16 protein-coding genes are annotated in these 19,732 nt (G+C 71.6%); 15 read left to right on the forward strand and 1 reads right to left on the reverse strand.

Translation table 11 applies throughout. The annotated features are described in order from the left end of the window. The 9 genes from IE206_RS24015 to IE206_RS24055 all read left to right on the forward strand — a co-directional run. Positions 1-836, forward strand: an 836-nt coding sequence (locus tag IE206_RS24015) for an acyl-CoA carboxylase subunit beta (RefSeq protein ID WP_308433945.1), incomplete at its 5' end; no start/stop codon positions are given. Between the two features lie 109 nt (positions 837-945). After that, a complete protein-coding gene (locus tag IE206_RS24020) occupies positions 946-1,128 on the forward strand; it encodes an acyl-CoA carboxylase subunit epsilon (RefSeq protein WP_189965680.1) in 183 nt (60 codons plus the stop codon). 132 nt (positions 1,129-1,260) lie between these two features. Then, positions 1,261-2,874, forward strand: a complete 1,614-nt coding sequence (locus IE206_RS24025; protein ID WP_189965376.1) for a DUF4192 domain-containing protein — start codon at positions 1,261-1,263, stop codon at positions 2,872-2,874. A 241-nt stretch (positions 2,875-3,115) separates the two neighbouring features. Continuing rightward, positions 3,116-5,146, forward strand: a complete 2,031-nt coding sequence (locus IE206_RS24030; protein WP_189965378.1) for a glycogen debranching N-terminal domain-containing protein — start codon at positions 3,116-3,118, stop codon at positions 5,144-5,146. Between the two features lie 95 nt (positions 5,147-5,241). Then, positions 5,242-6,006, forward strand: coding sequence for an NUDIX hydrolase (locus IE206_RS24035; RefSeq protein WP_189965380.1), 765 nt, complete (start codon positions 5,242-5,244; stop codon positions 6,004-6,006). A gap of 286 nt (positions 6,007-6,292) precedes the next feature. Further along, entirely contained in the window at positions 6,293-8,026 is a 1,734-nt protein-coding gene (locus IE206_RS24040) for an ATP-binding cassette domain-containing protein (protein WP_189965382.1), read from the forward strand. Positions 8,027-8,186: 160 nt separating this feature from the next. Further along, positions 8,187-9,071, forward strand: coding sequence for a FadR/GntR family transcriptional regulator (locus IE206_RS24045; protein WP_189965384.1), 885 nt, complete (start codon positions 8,187-8,189; stop codon positions 9,069-9,071). A gap of 321 nt (positions 9,072-9,392) precedes the next feature. After that, positions 9,393-10,946, forward strand: a complete 1,554-nt coding sequence (locus IE206_RS24050) for an RNA polymerase sigma factor (RefSeq protein WP_189965386.1) — start codon at positions 9,393-9,395, stop codon at positions 10,944-10,946. A gap of 131 nt (positions 10,947-11,077) precedes the next feature. After that, the gene (locus IE206_RS24055) at positions 11,078-11,890 is read left to right on the forward strand and encodes a serine protease (RefSeq protein ID WP_189965389.1); all 813 of its coding nucleotides are present in this window, start codon (positions 11,078-11,080) and stop codon (positions 11,888-11,890) included. A 111-nt stretch (positions 11,891-12,001) separates the two neighbouring features. Here IE206_RS24055 and IE206_RS24060 read toward each other — a convergent pair whose 3' ends face one another. After that, the gene (locus IE206_RS24060) at positions 12,002-12,232 is read right to left on the reverse strand and encodes a DUF7455 domain-containing protein (protein WP_053725523.1); all 231 of its coding nucleotides are present in this window, start codon (positions 12,230-12,232) and stop codon (positions 12,002-12,004) included. A 434-nt stretch (positions 12,233-12,666) separates the two neighbouring features. On the opposite strand from IE206_RS24060, the gene IE206_RS24065 reads away from it, so the two are divergent. From IE206_RS24065 to IE206_RS24090, 6 genes are all read left to right on the forward strand, one after another. Continuing rightward, positions 12,667-14,787: a DNA gyrase/topoisomerase IV subunit B gene (locus IE206_RS24065; RefSeq protein ID WP_189965391.1), complete on the forward strand. Its 2,121-nt coding sequence runs from the start codon at positions 12,667-12,669 to the stop codon at positions 14,785-14,787. 194 nt (positions 14,788-14,981) lie between these two features. Then, complete coding sequence (locus IE206_RS24070; protein ID WP_189965393.1) at positions 14,982-15,500, forward strand: DUF1453 domain-containing protein; 519 nt, start codon at positions 14,982-14,984, stop codon at positions 15,498-15,500. Beyond that, the gene (locus IE206_RS24075) at positions 15,497-16,693 is read left to right on the forward strand and encodes a sensor histidine kinase (protein ID WP_189965395.1); all 1,197 of its coding nucleotides are present in this window, start codon (positions 15,497-15,499) and stop codon (positions 16,691-16,693) included. The genes IE206_RS24070 and IE206_RS24075 overlap by 4 nt, the downstream gene beginning before the upstream one ends. Beyond that, positions 16,690-17,379 (forward strand): response regulator transcription factor, encoded by a 690-nt coding sequence (locus IE206_RS24080; protein WP_189965397.1) that lies wholly within the window; start codon positions 16,690-16,692, stop codon positions 17,377-17,379. The genes IE206_RS24075 and IE206_RS24080 overlap by 4 nt, the downstream gene beginning before the upstream one ends. 143 nt (positions 17,380-17,522) lie before the next feature. Further along, positions 17,523-18,086 carry a DUF485 domain-containing protein gene (locus IE206_RS24085; protein ID WP_189965398.1) on the forward strand — a complete coding sequence of 188 codons (564 nt, stop codon included), beginning with the start codon at positions 17,523-17,525 and terminating at the stop codon, positions 18,084-18,086. Next, the gene (locus IE206_RS24090; RefSeq protein ID WP_226599788.1) at positions 18,083-19,681 is read left to right on the forward strand and encodes a monocarboxylic acid transporter; all 1,599 of its coding nucleotides are present in this window, start codon (positions 18,083-18,085) and stop codon (positions 19,679-19,681) included. The genes IE206_RS24085 and IE206_RS24090 overlap by 4 nt, the downstream gene beginning before the upstream one ends. The last annotated feature ends 51 nt before the right edge of the window (positions 19,682-19,732 follow it).

A 19,732-nucleotide genomic window follows, 5' to 3' on the forward strand; every position in this document is an offset into this window, starting at 1 on the left:
AGGTGCGGTATCTGATCTCGATGCTGCCGTCGAACAACCGGGAGAACCCGCCGGTCCACACCTGTGACGACCCGGCCGACCGCCGCTCCGAGGCTCTCCTGGACCTGGTGCCCGCCGACGGGAACCGCCCGTATGACATGCACAAGGTGATCGAGGAGCTCGTCGACGACGGGGACTTCCTGGAGGTCCATGAGCGGTGGGCGCGGAACATCATCTGCGCGCTGGCCCGGCTGGACGGCCAGGTCGTGGGCATCGTCGCCAACCAGCCGCAGTCCCTGGCCGGTGTCCTGGACATCGAGGCCTCGGAGAAGGCGGCCCGGTTTGTGCAGATGTGCGACGCGTTCAACATCCCGATCGTGACGCTGCTCGATGTTCCCGGGTTCCTGCCGGGTGTCTCGCAGGAGCACGGCGGCATCATCCGCCACGGCGCGAAGCTCCTGTACGCGTACTGCAATGCCACGGTGCCGCGGATTTCGCTGATCCTGCGCAAGGCGTACGGCGGTGCGTACATCGTCATGGACTCGCAGTCCATCGGTGCCGACCTGACCTACGCGTGGCCGACGAACGAGATCGCGGTGATGGGTGCGGAGGGTGCGGCGAATGTGATCTTCCGTCGTCAGATTGCGGATGCCGATGATTCGGAGGCGATGCGGGCGCGGATGGTCAAGGAGTACAAGGCCGAGCTGATGCATCCGTATTACGCGGCCGAGCGGGGTCTGGTCGATGACGTCATCGATCCGACCGAGACCCGGGCCGTTCTGATCGCCTCGCTGGCGATGCTCAAGACCAAGCACGCCGACCTGCCGTCCCGCAAACACGGCAACCCCCCTCAGTAGAAAGGGAGTTCAAGCTGTGAGTGCCAATTCTGTCGCACCGGATGGCGTCGTGCGCGATGAGGCCGTACGCGATGAGGTAGTACGCGGTGGAGCCGTACGCGGTGAAGTCGTGCGCAACACCGTCGTACGCATAGAACGGGGTGAGGCCGGTCCCGAGGAACTCGCCGCCATCACTGCGGTGCTCCTGGCCCGCGCCGCCGCCCAGGCCAACTCCCCGGCCGCCAGGCGCGTCCGCTCCAGGGCGGGATGGCGGACCCCGGGTCACTGCGCGCCCCACTCCTGGCAGGGCTGAACTCGGCCTGCGGCAGCGGTGGTTGGGCCGCCCGCTTGGGGTCGCGCCATTTGTATGACCAGCGCCTTCGCCCTGTGGACAAGGTTATCCACAGGGGTGGTGGGAGATCCGCGATCGCGAAACCCTCAAGTCATGCGAGACACAAGCGAATCCCACGAATCCGAATCACATGACCCCGACTCCCGCGCGGCTGAATCCTGCGGGTGCGAGTCCTGGGGGCCCGAGCCCTCCGAGCCCCAGGAGCCGTACGCCGCCGGCGCCCGCGCTTCCGAATCCCGCGGCTCGTCGGGGGAGCCGCGGATCACCCTGCGCGGACCGGCCGAACTGGCCGACGCGCTGCCGTACTTGATGGGCTTCCATCCGACCGACTCGGCCGTGCTGGTCGCGCTGCACGGCGAGAGCGGGCGGTTCGGCGGCCGGGTCAGGGTGGGGCTGCCCGCTTCGCCGCAGGAGTGGTCCGACATCGCCGGCCAGCTCGCCGACTGCCTGATCACGGGGAGCGAGCGGCGCGGACCCCGGCCCGACGGAATCGTCGTCTTCCTCTGCCAGGACCCGTCGTCGGGCGGCAGCGGACGCGAAGTGATGGAAAGGCTGCGGCCGTTGGCCCAACGCCTCCGCATCGCGTGCGGGGGCCTCGACGTCCCCGTACTCGAAGCGCTCTGCATTTCCGACGGCCGTTACTGGTCGTACTGCTGCCCGGACGCCCGGTGCTGCCCACCGGAGGGCACTGTGCTCGCTCTGCCGGGCACCTCCGTCATGGCGGCCGCGGCCACCTACGCGGGCATCCAAGTGCGGGGATCCCTGAGGGAGATGGAGGAGCGGCTCGCGCCGTGGCGGACCGGGGCGGCAGCCGACCAGGAACGGGCGCTGGACGCCGCGGCCGCCGAGATGTTCCCCCGCATCCTGAGCGAGGGCGACCGGCGCACCGTGGCCGACGAGACGCTCGACCTCGCGGCCCGGCTCATGCGACGGATCGCGGAGGCACCCGCCCCGGCCCGCGGCACGGACGTCCTCCCGGCAGGCGGCAGGGGAGCGGGCACCCTGCTCCTCGGCAAGAACGCGTCGGACGACCTGGACGACGGGCTCATCGCCCACGACGAGGCGGCGGCGGTGATCCTCGGCCTCCAGGACCGCACGACGCGGGACTGGGCCGCGGAGTGGATGGAGGGGGCGGAAGCCGGGCCCGCCCTGCGCCTGTGGCGGGCGCTGGCCCGCCGCTGCGTCGGCCCGTACGGCGACCATGCCGCCGCGCTGCTCGCCCTGGCGGGCTGGGTCTCCTGGTCGACCGGCGACGACCCGAACGCCCGGGTGGCGTTCAGCCTCGCCCTGAAGGCCGACCCCGACTACCGCTTCGCCCAACTGCTCCACCGGGCCTGCAACGGGGGCCTTGACCCGGAAGAGCTGCGCGTCTGTCTGCGCGAGGAACGCGCCGCGAGGCTGGCGGAGCCGGATGCCGCCGTGGAGATGAACGCTGCCGACCCGGCCGAGCGCGCTGCGGAGCCGACCGGGCCGGAGGACTCGGTCGCGCCCACCCCCAAAGGCGCCGGGGAATCCGCGGACCCGCTCGCGCGCCGGACGCCCCGCCCCAAGGCGCGGCGCAAGTCCGCACCGGCCGCGCGAAGGAGCGCCAACTCACCACGCCAGACGGGTAGTTCGGGGCATCCGGAGCCTGCCCGCCCATATCCGGAGAAGACGCGTGACCGGGTGCGCCGCCGGGGCGGGGAGCGGGTGAATCGGGAGGGGTGAAAGGCGGCGTCGGCCGCTCGGTCCGCAGGTGCGGGGCCGGGGCGATCGAAGGAGGCCGGGCGACGGGGGAGGCGCGGGGCATCCGGACCCGGGTTGCGCGGCGGAGCGATCCGTCCGTGACCCGGTCGAGGCTCGCGGCGTTCACCCGAGTGGCGGCGTGGCACCGGGCACCGCGCCGCACGGGTGGCAGCTTCCGCCCCCCTCCACCGTCGGCGCCCGGAGCGCTCAGAAAAGGGTACGTATGGTGTTCACCGCCCCTCCCCGTACCGGCACCGGGAGCACGCCGGGGCCGGTCCTGCCGAGAGCCGCCGGGCCGCTCGGCGAGCTGCCCGCCGTGCACGCGGCCGTGATCTGTGTGGCCCTGCCCGGCCTCGCGGTGTCGCCGGAGCACGGACAGCTGACCGGGCAGGGCCTCGAAGGCTTCTACCAGCACGGCCGACGGCTCCTCTCCCGCTGCCAGTTGAGGGTGGCGGGCCGGGACCCGATCGCCGTGCAGGGCAGGGCGATATCGGCCGACCGCGCCCGTTTCCTCGCGGTGGTCCGCACCGCGGCGGACGGCGGGCCCGACCCGGAGATCACCGTCGAACGCCTCCGCCACGCGGACGGAACCGAGCGCATCACCCTGAGCAGCTCGGCGGCCCGGCCGCTGCGGCTGCCGGTGGAGATCGCGCTCGGCACCGATCTGGCGGAGCTGGGCGTGGTCGCCGCGGGCCGCGCCGGCCCCGAACTGCCCGCAAGCGTCCACGACTCGGGCATGCGCTGGACCTCCGGCGGCGCCCACTCGGCGGTGACCGCCCAGCCTCCGCCGACCGACGCGCTCGCCTCCGCCGGGGTGCTGCGCTGGGCCGTGGAACTGCCTCCGGGCGGCTCGTGCACGATCCGGCTGAACATCAGGACCGGCCGGCCGGTGCGCCCGCCCGGTCATGCCGCGAGCCCGCTGCCCTCGCCCCAGGACGCCAGGGCCGAGGGCGACGACCCGCGCGTCGCGGCGCTGCTCCACCACAGCATCGACGATCTGCGGGCCCTCCTGATCCGAGACCCGGCCCGCCCGGCCGACCTGTACGCGGCGGCCGGAGTCCCCTGGCGGTGCGGGGCCGCGCCGGCGGAGGCGCTCTGGGCGGCCCGGATGGCGCTGCCGCTGTCCACCCGGCTCGCGGCAGCCACCCTCCGCACGCTCGCCAGGACTCAACTCGGCGGGGGTGGAACGGAGTTGGGCCGCATTCCGGGCCCGTTCAGGGACGCGGGCCCCTACCTTCCGCCCGGCTGTACGGGGGTGGAAGCCACCCTGGCCTTCCCGGTGGTGCTCGCGGAGGCGCGGCGCTGGGGACTGCCCGAGCCGGAGGTGACCGAGCTGCTGCCCGCCGCCGAGCGCTGCCTGCACTGGCTGGCCGCCGCCCTGGACGACAACGGCTACCTCGCCGAGACCGGCCCCGGGGCCGCCGGATTCGTACGCGCCGAGACCCAGGCCCACGTCCACCGGGCCGCGCTGCTAGGCGCGGAACTGCTGACGGAGTGCGGCCGTCCCGGCGCCGATGCCTGGCTCGCGCGGGCCGGGGCGCTCAGGGACAGGTTCCGGGCGGAGTTCTGGCTGGACGACCTCGGCGGCGGCCGTCCCGCCGCCGCCCGCACCGCCGACGGGCGACCGGTCCCGCTGCTCGGCGCGGGCGCCGCCCACCTGCTGGACACCGGACTGCTGGGCGGCGGCCGCCCCGCCCCCGGGCTGCTCGACAAGGTGCAGACCGAACAGCTGGCCCGGCTGCTCGGCGGCCCCGCGATGGACTCGGGGTGGGGGCTGCGCGGGCTCGCTGCCAAGGAGCCCGGGTACAACCCGTTCGGGCACCGGGCCGGGGCGGTGCGCGTCCACGAGAGCGCCGTCGCCGTCGCGGGCCTGGCGGCCGCCGGCTACGAGAAGGAGGCCGCCGCCCTGCTGCGGGGCGTCCTGGCCGCCTCGGAATCCTTCGGCCACCGGCTGCCCGAGATGTACGCGGGGGAGCAGCGCACCGCCGGCAGCGTGCCCGTGCCGCATCCGGCGGCCTGTCGTCCGGCGGCGGTGGCGGCCGCGGCAGGCATCCAGCTGCTCACCACCCTGGCCGGGATCCGCCCGGACGCCCCGGCCGGATCGGTCGCGCTCGACCCGATGCGGTCGGCCCCGCTGGGGGCGGTCCGGCTCGCGGGCCTGAGCGTCGCGGGGGAGCGGTTCACCGTACGGATCAGCAGGCTCGGGGTCGGCATGGTCGAGCAGGCCGCCGAATGGCTCCAGTTGGGAGGCTGAGCGGGATGAGCGCCGCGGGAGGCGCGCGGGGAGAAGAAGTGCAGGAGGGTGTCGAGGGGAGTGTTTATCGTCAGGCAGACGACTATGATCGCGGCATGTCGCCCTACGACCCGTCGGCCTTTCCGCCCTTCGCCGTGACCGTCGACCTGGTCGTGCTGACCGTGCGCCGTCACGCGCTCTGCGCGCTCGTGGTGCGCCGCGGGGAGCCACCGTTCCAGGGGCGCTGGGCGCTGCCCGGCGGATTCGTCCGCGACGACGAGGACCTCTCCACCGCGGCGGCCAGGGAACTCGGCGAGGAAACGGGGCTGTGTGCCTCCGACCCGTCGGCCCCGGCCCTCGCCAATGGCGCCCACCTCGAACAGCTCGCCACCTACGGCGACCCCCGGCGCGACCCCCGCATGCGGGTGGTCAGCGTGGCCCATCTCGCCCTCGCGCCCGACCTGCCCGCACCGCGCGCGGGCGGCGACGCGCACAGCGCGCGCTGGGCCCCTGTGGAGGACCTGCTGGGTCAGGAAGGCGGCTTCGGCCGTGACGGAGAGCAGCCCGCGCCGCTCGCCTTCGACCACGCCCAGATCCTGGCGGACGGGGTGGAGCGGGCCCGGTCGAAGATCGAGTACTCCTCGCTGGCCACCGCCTTCTGCCCGGCCGAGTTCACCGTCGGCGAGCTGCGCCGGGTGTACGAGGCGGTGTGGGGCGTGGCTCTGGACCCGCGCAACTTCCATCGCAAGGTGACCGGCACCCCGGGCTTCCTGGTCCCGGCCGGCGGCACCACGACCCGGCAGGGCGGCCGCCCCGCCCAGCTCTTCCGGGCCGGCGGCGCGACGCTGCTCAACCCGCCGATGCTGCGTCCCGAGGTCTGAGGCCGACCCGCGGGGACACAAGGACCGGGAGATCCGGCATGGTCCGCGCCGGCCCCGGTGCCGAGCCGGCTCCCAGGAGCAGAGGCGCCCCGAGGCCGTCCCCGGCATCCGGTGCGGGGGGCCGGTCCGGGTCGGCAGGCGTTCGCTCGTCCCGCCGTGGCCTCCAAAGGCCTGACATCCGGGGCCACATCGCCCCGACCCTGCGCAAAAAGTCCGAAATGTCGCGTTATCTTGCTGCGGTACCCCGGCCTGCCGCCGAGCGGTCTCATCTACCGCGGGAGAAACGATGCTCCAGGCAATCGGACTCACCAGTGCCCCCCGCCGAGACCTTCCGCCCGCCGTCGACGACCTCACCTTCGAAGCGAGACCCGGGCAGCTCACGGCCCTCCTCGGCGCCCCGGGTTCGGGGCGGACCACGGCGTTGCGTCTGATGCTCGAACTCGAACCGGGCCGGGGCGTGACCTACTTCCGCGGCCGCCCCCTGCACGAAATCGCCCACCCCGCCCGCGAAGTGGGCACCCTCCTCGGCGATGTGCCCGGCCACCCCGTACGCACCACCAGGGGGCAGCTCAAGCTTATGTGCACCGTCGCGGGTGTCCCGGTGTCGCGCGCCGACGAGATGCTCGAAGTCGTCGGCCTCTCCGGTCTCGCCGACCAGCGCCTGGGCACCCTCTCGCTCGGCATGGACCGCCGTCTCGGCCTCGCCGCCGCCCTCCTCGGCGACCCGCACACCCTCATCCTCGACGAACCCGCCGAGGGGCTCTCCCCCCGCGAGAACGCCTGGCTCTACGGACTCCTGCGCGGCCACGCCGACCACGGCGGCACCGTCCTGTGCACCTTCGCCGACCCCAAGGAGGCGGCCCGGGTCGCCGACCGGGTCGTCACCATCGACGGCGGCCGCCTCGTCGCCGACCAGTGCGCCACCGAGTTCGCCCGCACCCGGCTGCGGCCCCGCGTCGCCGTCGCCACCCCGCACGCCGCCCGCCTCGGCGCCCTGGTCAGCCGGGAGGCGCGCGCCGCTCAGCGCTCCGTCGAGGTGGTCGCCGAGGACGGCAACCGCCTGTCCGTGTACGGCAGCAGTTGCGCGGAGGTCGGGGAGACGGCCTTCCGCAACGGCGTGCTGCTCCACCGGCTCGCCGACGAGGTCGGTGACGCCGGCCCGAGCGTCACCGTCCCACCCCAGGAACGCCCCGGACCGCCCCGGGGTTCCCACCCCCTGCCCATCACCCGCAGGCCCGCCCGCACCCCGCTGCGCCCCCTGCGCTACGAACTGCGCAGGCTCCTCGGCGTGAGGACAACGTTCCTGCTGGCGGCGGGCGTTCTGGCGCTGTCGGCCGTCCTGTCCGTGCTGCTCGCCAGGGCCGGGCACGCCCCGCTGCCGCGGCTCCTCGCGGCCTGGCCCGGCCTGCTTCCGCTGCCGCCCGCCGCGCTCGGCGCGGGCCTGTTCGGCGCGCTCGCCTTCGGCGACGAGTACCGCTACCCGGCGCTCGCCGCCGACCGGGGCACCGTCCCGCGCCGGCTCGGCCTGCTCGGCGCCAAACTCGCCGTGACCGCCGCGGTGGCCCTCCTGCTCGCCGCACTCGCGGCCGCGGTCGACTACCAGATGCTGCGCCTGGTGTACGGCGGCGCCATGGCAGGGCCGCCGCACGCGTGGCACGAATGGGTTGCGCCGGGCGCCAGTTGGGCCGCTCTCACGGTCGGCTGCGCCTGGGCCGGGCTGCTGGCCGCCGGGATCTTCCGGGCCACCGTCGCGGGTCTCGCCGCGGTCCTCGCCGTGCCCGTCGTCGTCGTACCGCTCCTGAAGAAGGCTGTCGACGGGCACACGGTGCGTTCCGCCGCCGGGCTTCCCGACCGGCTGCGCGACCTGGCCTGGGTGCGGTGGCCGCATGCCCTCGACCACTGGCTCATCGTCGTCCTGCACCTGGTCGCCGAGCCGGTCGGAGCCGCGCTCGCGTTGTCGCTCACCGTCCTGATCTGCGCATATCTGGTCACCGGCCTGCGTGCCAGGGCCCGTTGGTGAGGGGCCGGGGACCAGAGAGCGAGCATCTGCCCAGAACTCCCTTGGGAATGCCCGCTTCTTTCCGATAAAGCGTCAATTGCGGGGCGGGCGGTGATCACCCTTTCGTGTGCTTTTCACCAAAGACCTCAAGGGGCGCCGCGGTCCCGCCGACAAAGGGTGCATGAGCACCCTTGCGCACACCATGATGACCGCCCGCACCGCCGACGCCGGCCTCTCGGCCCCGGGCGAACTCGACCGCTACCCCTACGGGGAGGCGCGCCCCTCCGACCGGATCGGCACCCCCTCCTGGGACAGCGGCGACGCGGAACTCGGCCGGGTCGGCCGACGCGCGGCGGGCAGCCGCGGCCGCGGCCTGCACGGTCAACTCGTCCAGCAGCTCGGCCAGATGATCGTCTCAGGCGACCTCGGCGCGGACCGCCCGCTCGTTCCCGAGGAGATCGGCCAGCGGTTCGAGGTCTCCCGCACGGTCGTCCGCGAGTCCCTGCGCGTGCTCGAGGCCAAGGGCCTGGTCAGCGCCCGGCCCAACGTCGGCACCCGGGTCCGGCCGGTCAGCGACTGGAACCTGCTGGACCCCGACATCATCGAGTGGCGCGCCTTCGGCCCCCAGCGCGACGACCAGCGCCGCGAGCTCGCCGAGCTGCGCTGGACCATCGAGCCGCTCGCTGCCCGCCTGGCCGCGGGCCACGGCCGCGAGGACATCCAGCAGCGCCTCGGCGACATGGTGGAGATCATGGGCCACGCGCTCGCCCAGGGGGACGCGATCACCTTCTCGCGGGCCGACGCCGAGTTCCATTCCCTACTGATCCAGCTCGCCGGTAACCGGATGCTGGAGCATCTCTCCGGCATCGTCTCGGCCGCGCTCCAGGTCTCCGGCTCCCCGGTCACCGGCTGTGACCGCCCCTCGGACGGCTCCCTCGCGCACCATGGGCGGATCGTGGACGCCCTCGCCAACGGCGACCCGCTGGCGGCCGAGACGGCCGTACGTCAACTGCTCACCGTCCACCCGGAGGTGGAGCGGGTCGTCCCCGCACCGCGCGAGCACTGACCGGAACCCCGCCGGACCTGCTGTGCCGCCGGATCCTGGAGGGGGTCCGGCGCACTCAATTACGGGGTATATGCCCCTTGTGACCCCTTGGTCGCCTTTGGAGTGTGACTCGGGCCACGAAGATTGCGCGTAACACTCCTCGGAACCATGCGATGACTTAAGAGGTAACAGCCGAGGAGGGAATACAGCGGCCATGCGTGGCGCTGTGCAGCTCCGAGGTTCAGCCCGCGCCCCCGGCACATTCCCAGCCGGTGGTCGTCGGCTCCGGCCCGATCCTGGGCGGGGCCGGAAGCCGTTTTCCATCGTTTCGAGAGGTTGTTCGTGTCGGCCAGCACATCCCGTACGCTCCCGCCGGAGATCGCCGAGTCCGAGTCTGTGATGGCGCTCATCGAGCGAGGAAAGGCTGATGGACAGATCGCCGGCGATGACGTGCGTCGGGCCTTCGAAGCCGACCAGATTCCGCCGACCCAGTGGAAGAATGTTCTGCGCAGCCTCAACCAGATCCTCGAGGAAGAGGGTGTGACGCTGATGGTCAGTGCCGCGGAATCACCGAAGCGCACACGCAAGAGCGTCGCAGCGAAGAGCCCGGCGAAGCGCACCGCCACCAAGACGGTCGCGGCCAAGACGACCGTGACCACCACCAGGACCGTCGCCGCCTCCGCGGCCCCGGCCGAGACCGTGGACGTGTCGGCCGACGAGGCCGAGGACGCCCCCAAGAAGGCTGTCGCCAAGAAGGCGGCCGTCAAGAAGACCGTCGCGAAGAAGGCGGTGGCCAAGAAGACCGCGGCGAAGAAGACCGCCGCCAAGAAGGGCGACGACGAAGAGGCCGTCGAGGGCGACGAGCTCCTCGAGGACGCCGCGCCCGGCAAGGGTGACGACGAGGAGCCCGAGGGCGAGAGCAAGGGCTTCGTCCTGTCCGACGAGGACGAGGACGACGCTCCCGCCCAGCAGGTCGCGGTCGCCGGAGCCACCGCCGACCCGGTCAAGGACTACCTGAAGCAGATCGGCAAGGTCCCGCTCCTCAACGCAGAGCAGGAGGTCGAGCTCGCCAAGCGCATCGAGGCCGGCCTGTTCGCCGAGGACAAGCTGGCGAACGCCGACAAGCTGGCGCCGAAGCTCAAGCGCGAGCTGGAGATCATCGCCGAGGACGGCCGCCGCGCCAAGAACCACCTCCTGGAGGCCAACCTCCGCCTGGTGGTCTCGCTGGCCAAGCGCTACACCGGCCGCGGCATGCTCTTCCTGGACCTCATCCAGGAGGGCAACCTCGGTCTGATCCGCGCGGTCGAGAAGTTCGACTACACCAAGGGCTACAAGTTCTCCACGTACGCCACCTGGTGGATTCGTCAGGCGATCACCCGCGCCATGGCAGACCAGGCCCGCACCATCCGTATCCCGGTGCACATGGTCGAGGTCATCAACAAGCTCGCGCGCGTCCAGCGCCAGATGCTCCAGGACCTGGGCCGCGAGCCCACCCCGGAGGAGCTGGCCAAGGAGCTCGACATGACCCCTGAGAAGGTCATCGAGGTCCAGAAGTACGGCCGCGAGCCCATCTCGCTGCACACCCCCCTCGGTGAGGACGGCGACAGCGAGTTCGGTGACCTCATCGAGGACTCCGAAGCGGTCGTCCCGGCCGACGCGGTCAGCTTCACGCTCCTCCAGGAGCAGCTGCACTCGGTGCTCGACACGCTCTCCGAGCGTGAGGCGGGCGTGGTCTCCATGCGCTTCGGCCTCACCGACGGCCAGCCGAAGACGCTGGACGAGATCGGCAAGGTCTACGGCGTGACCCGTGAGCGGATCCGCCAGATCGAGTCCAAGACCATGTCGAAGCTGCGCCACCCGTCGCGTTCGCAGGTCCTGCGCGACTACCTCGACTAGGTCGCGGTCGTACGTCGTCGAGGGCCCGGTCTCCTTGGGGAGGCCGGGCCCTCGGGCGTATCCGCGGGTGCGGTGCACGGCTCTCTGAATGACGCTGAGTGTGCCTGTGTCACCGAGAGTCAGGAGACCCCATGCGCCGCTGCATCACCCGAGCCGTGACAGGGGCAGCCGCCCTTGTGGTCACCGCACTGGGAGCGCCGCCGCCCGCGGCCGCCGACGAGGTCGTCATCGGTGGGCAGAAGGTCCAGATCTCGGACAGCCCCTGGGTGGTGGCGCTGTCCAGCCGTGACCGGTTCGGAGGTACGAGGGCGGGCCAGTTCTGCGGGGGAGCGGTGATCTCGCCCACCACGGTCCTGACGGCCGCGCACTGCCTGCGCCACGACGTCCTGGGCGTGGACGTGTCCCAGGTGCGGGACCTCAAAGTGATCGCCGGCCGCACCGAGCTGCGTTCGAGCGTCGGCCAGGAGATCCCGGTGAGCGCCACGTGGGTCAACCCGGGCTACGACGCGGGGACCAACGCGGGCGACATGGCGGTGCTGACTCTGGCCACCCCGCTGCCCGCCTCATATGTGATCGCCACGGCCCCGGCGGGCGACGCGGGGTACACGGCGGGCACGCGGGCCACGGTCTACGGCTGGGGCGACACGACGGGCGGCGGCAGGTACCCGACGGCGCTGCGCGCGGCGGCCGTCACGGTGCTGCCGGACGCGGCCTGTGAGCGCGCCTACCCGCCGAACTCCGACGGGACGTACGAGGCGTCCACCATGCTGTGCGCAGGCGATCCCAGGGGTGGCCACGACGCCTGCCAGGGCGACAGCGGTGGGCCGCTGGTGGCCCAGGGCCGGCTCATCGGCCTGGTCTCCTGGGGCAACGGCTGCGGGCGGGCCGACAGCCCCGGGGTGTACACGCGGGTGTCGGCCGTGACGAGGCCCGGCACGGCCTGAGTGGACGGGAGAGCCATCCGGACATGAGAACGGGCGGTCGCTCCCCCTGCACGGGGAGCGACCGCCCGTCGCCGGTCCTGGACCGGCCCTGGCTCGTCGTGATGCGAGGTCTCAGCGATCCTCGTCGCCTGCGGACTCGGGCACCGCCGTGAGGCGGTCCGTCTCGTCCTGTATGTCAGCGGCGATCTTCTTCAGTTCCGGCTCGAACTTACGTCCGTGATGAGCGCAGAAGAGCAGCTCGCCGCCGCTGGTCAGGACTACGCGAAGGTAGGCCTGTGCGCCGCAGCGGTCGCAACGGTCGGCGGCCGTCAGGGGGCTCGCGGGGGTCAGAACAGTAGTCACGTCGCCTCTTCTCTAGCTCGACGAGCTGTCGTACCAGGGTCAACATCCAACCAGGCCGAAAACGTTCCCGCTCGTGGCTTTTCCTCGAAAGTTCTTGGTCAAGGTGGCTGTCTGCTGCCGGTTGGCGGCGAATGAGCCGTATTGCGGAGCTTTACGGGTTTCGCGTTGCTTGTCTCGTTTGGCCCTCCCGGCGGGGTTGCCGGTTGTTCATGAGGACGTGCCCGGAGCCTAAATGGTTCATGCCTGAATGGGAACGTGATATCCGCGTCACCCCCACGAGGGATCGAACATGTTTGCGACACTGGACTAGCATGAGGATTCGCGAGGGTGGCGTTACAACGGCTCTACCAGGCCTCGGTACCCTCTGACCGGCGACCGACGCCGACCCCTTACCCACCAGGGGCGCGATTGAAATTCAGCGAGGAGCGAACTGCGTGACCGCCGAGACGTCCGTTCCGTCCACTGCGCTGCTGAGCGGGGCAGACCGCGACGGCTCCAACTACACCGCTCGGCATCTGCTCGTACTCGAAGGCCTCGAAGCGGTCCGCAAGCGACCCGGCATGTACATCGGGTCCACGGACAGCCGCGGTCTGATGCACTGCCTCTGGGAAATCATCGACAACTCCGTCGACGAGGCCCTGGGCGGCTACTGCGACCACATCGAAGTGATCCTGCACGACGACGCCTCCGTGGAGGTGCGTGACAACGGGCGGGGCATCCCTGTCGACGTCGAGCCCAAGACCGGGCTCTCGGGCGTCGAGGTCGTCATGACCAAGCTGCACGCCGGTGGAAAGTTCGGCGGCGGCTCCTACGCCGCGTCCGGCGGCCTGCACGGCGTGGGCGCCTCCGTGGTGAACGCGCTCTCGGCCCGCCTCGACGTCGAGGTCGACCGCAACAGCGCCACGCACGCGATCAGCTTCCGGCGCGGAGTGCCCGGCATCTTCACCGAGCAGGGCCCGGACTCCCCCTTCGACCCGGGCAACGGGCTGCTCAAGGGCAAGCGCGTGCCCAAGAACCGCACGGGCACGCGGGTGCGCTACTGGGCGGACCGCCAGATCTTCCTCAAGGACGCCAAGCTCTCCCTGGACACGCTCTACCAGCGGGCCCGCCAGACGGCGTTCCTGGTGCCGGGCCTGACCATCGTCGTACGCGATGAGCGCGGTCTGGACGGCGAGGGCAAGACCGAGGAGACGTTCCGCTTCGACGGCGGGATCAGCGAGTTCTGCGAGTACCTGGCCCAGGACAAGGGCGTCAACGACGTGCTGCGCCTCACCGGCCAGGGCACCTTCAAGGAGACCGTGCCGGTCCTCGACGACCGCGGCCACATGACGCCCACCGAGGTCACCCGGGAACTGGGCGTGGACATCGCGCTGCGCTGGGGCACCGGGTACGACACCAACCTCAAGTCGTTCGTGAACATCATCGCCACCCCCAAGGGCGGCACTCACGTCACCGGCTTCGAGCGCTCCGTCACCAAGACCGTCAACGAGGTGCTCCGCTCAGCCAAGATGCTGCGGGTCGCCGAGGACGACGTCGTCAAGGACGACGCCCTGGAGGGGCTCACCGCGGTCGTCACCGTCCGGCTCGCGGAGCCGCAGTTCGAGGGCCAGACCAAGGAGGTCCTGGGTACGTCCGCGGCCAACCGGATCGTCGCCAATGTGGTCGCCAAGGAGCTCAAGGAGTTCCTCACCTCGACCAAGCGCGACGCGAAGGCGCAGGCCAGGGCCGTCCTCGACAAGATCGTCGCGGCCGCCCGCACCCGCATCGCGGCCCGCCAGCACAAGGAGGCGCAGCGCCGCAAGACGGCTCTCGAGTCGTCCTCGCTGCCGGCCAAGCTGGCCGACTGCCGCAGCGACGACGTGGAGCGCAGCGAGCTGTTCATCGTCGAGGGGGACTCGGCTCTCGGCACCGCCAAGCTCGCGCGGAACTCCGAGTTCCAGGCGCTGCTGCCGATCCGCGGCAAGATCCTCAACGTTCAGAAGGCGTCGGTCTCCGACATGCTGAAGAACGCGGAGTGCGGCGCGATCATCCAGGTCATAGGGGCGGGCTCGGGCCGGACCTTCGACATCGACGCGGCGCGGTACGGCAAGATCGTGCTGCTCGTCGACGCCGATGTCGACGGCGCGCACATCCGGATCCTGCTGCTGACCCTCTTCCAGCGCTACATGCGCCCGATGGTCGAGGCGGGCCGGGTCTTCGCCGCGGTGCCGCCGCTGCACCGGATCGAGCTGGTCCAGCCCAAGAAGGGCCAGGACAAGTACGTCTACACGTACTCGGACAACGAGCTGCGCACCACGCTGCTCGAGTTCCAGCGCAAGGGCGTCCGCTACAAGGACACCATCCAGCGCTACAAGGGCCTCGGCGAGATGGATGCCGACCAGCTGGCGGAGACCACGATGGACCCGCGGTTCCGCACCCTGCGCCGGATCAACATCGGCGACCTGGAGGCCTCCGAGCAGGTCTTCGACCTGCTGATGGGTAACGAGGTGGCGCCGCGCAAGGAGTTCATCACCAGCTCCGCGGCCACGCTGGACCGCTCGCGCATCGACGCGTGATCCCGGCCCGACGAACGCCGGTCCGGGGTTTTCCCGGGCCGGCGTTCGCCGTCTCCACCCGTGGGTGGAGACGGAACATCCACCTGCGGTCCACCCCTGATCCGATGCCTCTGACCAGGCCGTTTCCGTAACTTCGTAGACGTACGGAGACTCCGGCTCCCGGCGTCTCGTCTTCTCGTAGTCCGGAGGCTCCGATGTCCGCGCTCTTCAACGTGCTCGTGGCGGTCGCGGTGGTGGCGCTGATCCTCGTCCGCCAGTTCAAGCCGCAGCAGCTGGGCGGCGACGGGAGGAAGTGGTGGATCATTCCCGCCGTCCTGGTGTTCTTCGCGGTGAAGAACGGCGGGCTCGTCGACCAGCACCACCGAGCCGGCTCGATCGCCCTGCTCGGGGCCGAGCTCGTGACCGGCGTGCTCATGGGCGTCGGCTGGGCCTGGACCTCGAAGATATGGACCGAGCCGGACGGCACGGTGTGGTCCCGCGGCACCAAGGCCACCGCCGGGATCTGGGTCCTGGGCATCGCCCTGCGCGTGGGGCTCGCGGGGCTCGGCGCGCTGGCCGGGATCCACATGGGCACCGGTGCCCTCCTGGCCGCGCTGGCCGCCTCCCTGCTCGTCCGCGGCGCCCTCCTGATGTGGCGGGCCCGCCCGGCCCTCGCGTCGTACGGTGTTGCTGCCGCAAGCCCCGCCCAGCAGGTGTGGAAGGACCGCGTGTGACCCTGGAGACCTGGCTCAGCTGGCCTTCGCGGGAAGCGCTCTCCCGTGAGGGCCTGCCCCGTGCCAGACGCAATCTCGCCCGGGGCATCAGGGCCGTGGTGTTCGGCGGGCTGCTCTGGTCCACGTTCAGCAGCAAGGAGGGCCCAGGGAACGGGGCGTGGGCCTGGGTGGCGGGCGTGGCCCTCGTCCTTGGCTCCGTGCTGCTGGCCCGCGTGTTCTTCCGGTTCACCCTGGAGCACCGGCTCTGGCCCTCGCTGGCCACGCTCCTGCTGGTGATGGGAGCCGCGGCCGGTGCCAGGGCGGCGGGCTGGCCGGTGCTCGCGCTGGTTCTGTGGTGCGGCTGCGCGGTGACCGCCCTTGAACGACTGCCCCTGGGCGCCGCCGTGCCGTGCACCGTGGTGGCACTGGCCGCGTACTGCCTGGTCAACAACGACAACTGGCTGACCACGGCGGTGACCGCGGCCGGGCTCGGGCTCGCCGGATATGTGCTGCGCCTCGATGCCGAGGCCCGGGGCAACGCCCAGCGGCTGCTCGCCCAGGAGCGGGCCGCGCGGGCCGCCGAGGCGCGGTCCGCCGCGCTGGGCGAGCGGGCCAGGATCGCCCGCGAGATCCACGACGTACTGGCGCACAGCCTCTCCGCGCAGCTGGTGCACCTGGAGGCGGCGCGGCTGCTGATCGAGCGGGAGCCGCCCGGGGAGTTCCGGGAGAAGATCCTCGAACGGGTGGTGGCCGCCCGGGGCATGGCGAGGGAGGGCCTGGCCGAGACCCGCCAGGCACTTTCCGCGCTGCGCGGCGAGATGACCCCCGTGGAGGACTTTCTGCAGACCCTGATCGAGGGATCGGGAGCCGGGACCGGGCTCGCCCCGGGGGCCGGGGTGCAGGTGAAGGGGGAGCGCAGGCCGCTGCCGGCGGAGGCCTCGCAGGCCGTGCGCAGAGTGGCACAGGAGGCCCTGACGAATGTGCGCAAGCACGCGCCGGGCGCGGTCGTCGCCGTACGGCTGGAATATCTGCGGGACGAAGTGGCCCTGGAAGTACGGGACTCGGGCGGGCGCAAGCGGGCGGAGGAGCTCGCTGTCAGTGGTTCCGGATACGGTCTGCTGGGGATGAGGGAACGCGCCGAACTGCTCGGCGGGACCTTGGAGGCCGGGCCGGAGGAGGAGGGCTTCGTGGTGAGACTGAGGGTGCCCGCATGACCGGGAGCGGGCCCGGGGCACGGGGGACGATCAGGGTGGTCGTGGCCGACGACCAGTCCGTGGTGCGTGAGGGCATCGTGATGCTGCTCGGTCTGCTGCCGGGCATCGAGGTCGTCGGATCGGCGCGGGACGGAGAGGAGGCGGTCGCCCTCACGGCCGAACTGGCTCCGGACATCGTCCTGATGGACCTGCGCATGCCGCGCTGCGACGGGGTCGAGGCGACCCGCCGCATCCGGGCCGGGCATCCCGGCACCGAGGTGGTGATCCTGACGACGTACGCGGACGACGACTCGCTCTTCCCGGCCCTGCAGGCGGGAGCGCGGGGCTATCTCACCAAGGACGCCGGGGGCGAGGAGATCGTCAAGTCGATAGAGGACGTGCTGGCCGGGCAGGCCGGGCTCGCCCCCGCCGTGCAGCGCCGCCTCCTGGAACGGGTGACCGCGCCGCCGCCGGTCCCCGCCGCACCGGCCGAGCTGCCCGACGGGCTCACCGTGCGTGAGGGCGAAGTGCTGGGGCTGGTCGCCGAGGGGATGTCGAACCCCGAGATCTCGCGGGCCCTGCACATCTCGACGGCCACCGTGAAGACGCACATCAACAACATCTTCGGCAAGACCGGGGTGCGCGACCGGGTGCAGGCCATGCGGTACGCCTACCTGCACGGCCTCGCCCAGCCGCCGCGCGGCTAGTGGGTTGCCCCGAGGTGGCTCCCTCACCAAGCTCCATCACCTAATGGAGTGAAGCGGGGGCATAGGAGAGCTCAGGGCCCGCCCCCTCTGCCCATCCTTGGGCCACGCGGCCGAACGGGGCCGTGGGCAAGGAGAGTTGTGCGGTGGACGAGCAGGAAGGGCGTGATCCCGCGGCGGCGCGGATCGACGACCCCTGGTATGACGCCCTCGCCTCCGGGTGGGGCGAACTGGACGGCGAGACGGTCCCCGCGACCGTGCCCGCACAGCACGACGGCGACGGCGAGGAACGGCTCAGCCCGGCCGAGATCTATCTCGAAGTGCACCGCAGCGCAGCCTTCCAGGAGGTGCGCCGCCGCTATCGCCGCTTCGTCGTCCCGGCCGTCCTTGCCTTCTTCGCCTGGTACCTCGCCTATGTGATCGCCGCGGTCGGCGCCCCCGGCCTCATGGCCCGCCCGGTGGCCGGCGCGGTGAATGTGGCGATGGTCGCGGGGCTTGCCCAGTTCCTCACCACCTTCCTGCTGACCTGGGCGTACGCGCGCCATGCGCGGCTGCGCCGGGACCGGGCCGCGCTGGAGCTGCGCTGGGTCGTGTTCGAGCAGAACCAGCAGAACAACCCACCGCGCGACGGGCCGAACCCGCAGGCAGAACAGGGCCGCGGGTCCCGGTGGATCGGCGGACAGGGAACGACACGGGAGACCAACAGGTGATCGTCGGCGGGGACCATCAGATTCTGGCACTGCTGCTCTTCAGCGCGTTCGTGGCGGCGACGCTCGCCATCACCACCTGGGTGAGCCGCAACCGGCGTGGCTCGGCCGAGGAGTTCTACACCGGCGGGCGCCTCTTCTCGCCCATGGAGAATGGTTTTGCCATCGCGGGCGACTACATGTCGGCCGCCTCCTTCCTCGGCATCTCCGGACTCATCGCGCTCTTCGGCTACGACGGAATGCTGTACTCCGTGGGCTTCCTCGTCGCCTGGCTCGTGGTGCTGCTCCTGGTCGCCGAACTGGTCCGCAACTGCGGCCGGTTCACCCTGGCCGACGTGGTCGCGGCCCGGATGAGCGAGCGCCCGGTGAGGATCGCGGCGGGAACTTCTTCGGTCACCGTGTCCGTTCTCTATCTGGTGGCGCAGATGGTCGGCGCGGGGAGCCTGGTCGCCCTGCTGCTCGGCGGCACCGGCGATGCCGCGCGGAGCTGGACGGTCATCGGGGTCGGCGCCCTGATGGTGGTCTATGTGTCGCTCGGCGGGATGCGGGCCACCACCTGGATCCAGATCGTGAAGGCCGTCCTGCTCATGGCCGGCACGATCACCCTCACCGTGCTGGTGCTGCTGCGCTTCCACGGCGACATCAATCTGCTGCTGAACTCGGCGGCCGAACACAGCGGCCACGGAAAGGAGTTCCTCTCACCCGGCCTGAAGTACGGCGGTGACTGGACGGCGCGATGCGACTTCATCAGCCTGGGGCTCGCCCTGGTCCTCGGCACGGCCGGGCTGCCGCACATCCTCGCGCGCTTCTACACCGTGCCGACCGCTCGGGCCGCGCGCCGTTCGGTCGTCTGGTCCATCGGCCTCATCGGCGGCTTCTACCTGATGACGATCGTGCTCGGCTTCGGCGCGGCCGCGCTGGTCGGCTCGGCCGAGGTCAAGGCGTCGAATCCCGCCGGGAACACGGCCGTTGCGCTGCTCGCCTACAATCTGGGCGGTGGTGCCGGTTCCACAGGCGGAACGGTTCTCTTCGCCGTGGTCGCCGCCGTCGCCTTCGCCACCATCCTCGCCGTGGTCGCGGGCATCACCCTCGCCTCCTCGGCGTCCGTCGCCCACGACCTGTACGCCTCGCTCCGGCGCCGGCATGCCAAGCAGCGCAGCGAGGTGGCGGTCGCCCGGGTCGCGGCGGTGGGGATCGGGGCGGTGGCCATCGCCCTCGGCCTCCTCGCCCGGGACCTCAACGTGGCCTTCCTGGTCGGCCTGGCCTTCGCGGTGGCCGCCTCAGCGAACCTTCCCGTGCTGCTGTATTCCCTGTTCTGGCGGAACTTCACGACGCGGGGGGCCGTGTGGTCGGTGTACGGGGGCCTGATCCCGGCGCTGGTCCTGGTGATGGTCTCGCCCGTGGTCTCCGGCAGCCCCGAATCCCTCTTCCCCGGCGTGGACTTCCAGTTCTTCCCGCTGCAGAACCCGGGGCTCGTCTCCATCCCGCTGGGATTCCTCGCGGGCTGGCTCGGCACGGTGACCTCCGGCGACATGCCGGACGAGGCGAAGAACGCGGAGACGGAGGTACGAGCTCTGACGGGGGCGGGCGCCGTGTAGCACTCGCCCCCGCTCGGGTTCCGAACCGAGTCAACTCCGTTCAGATCCCTG

Source organism: Streptomyces violascens, from assembly GCF_014649955.1.
Taxonomy (GTDB): Bacteria; Actinomycetota; Actinomycetes; order Streptomycetales; family Streptomycetaceae; genus Streptomyces; species Streptomyces violascens.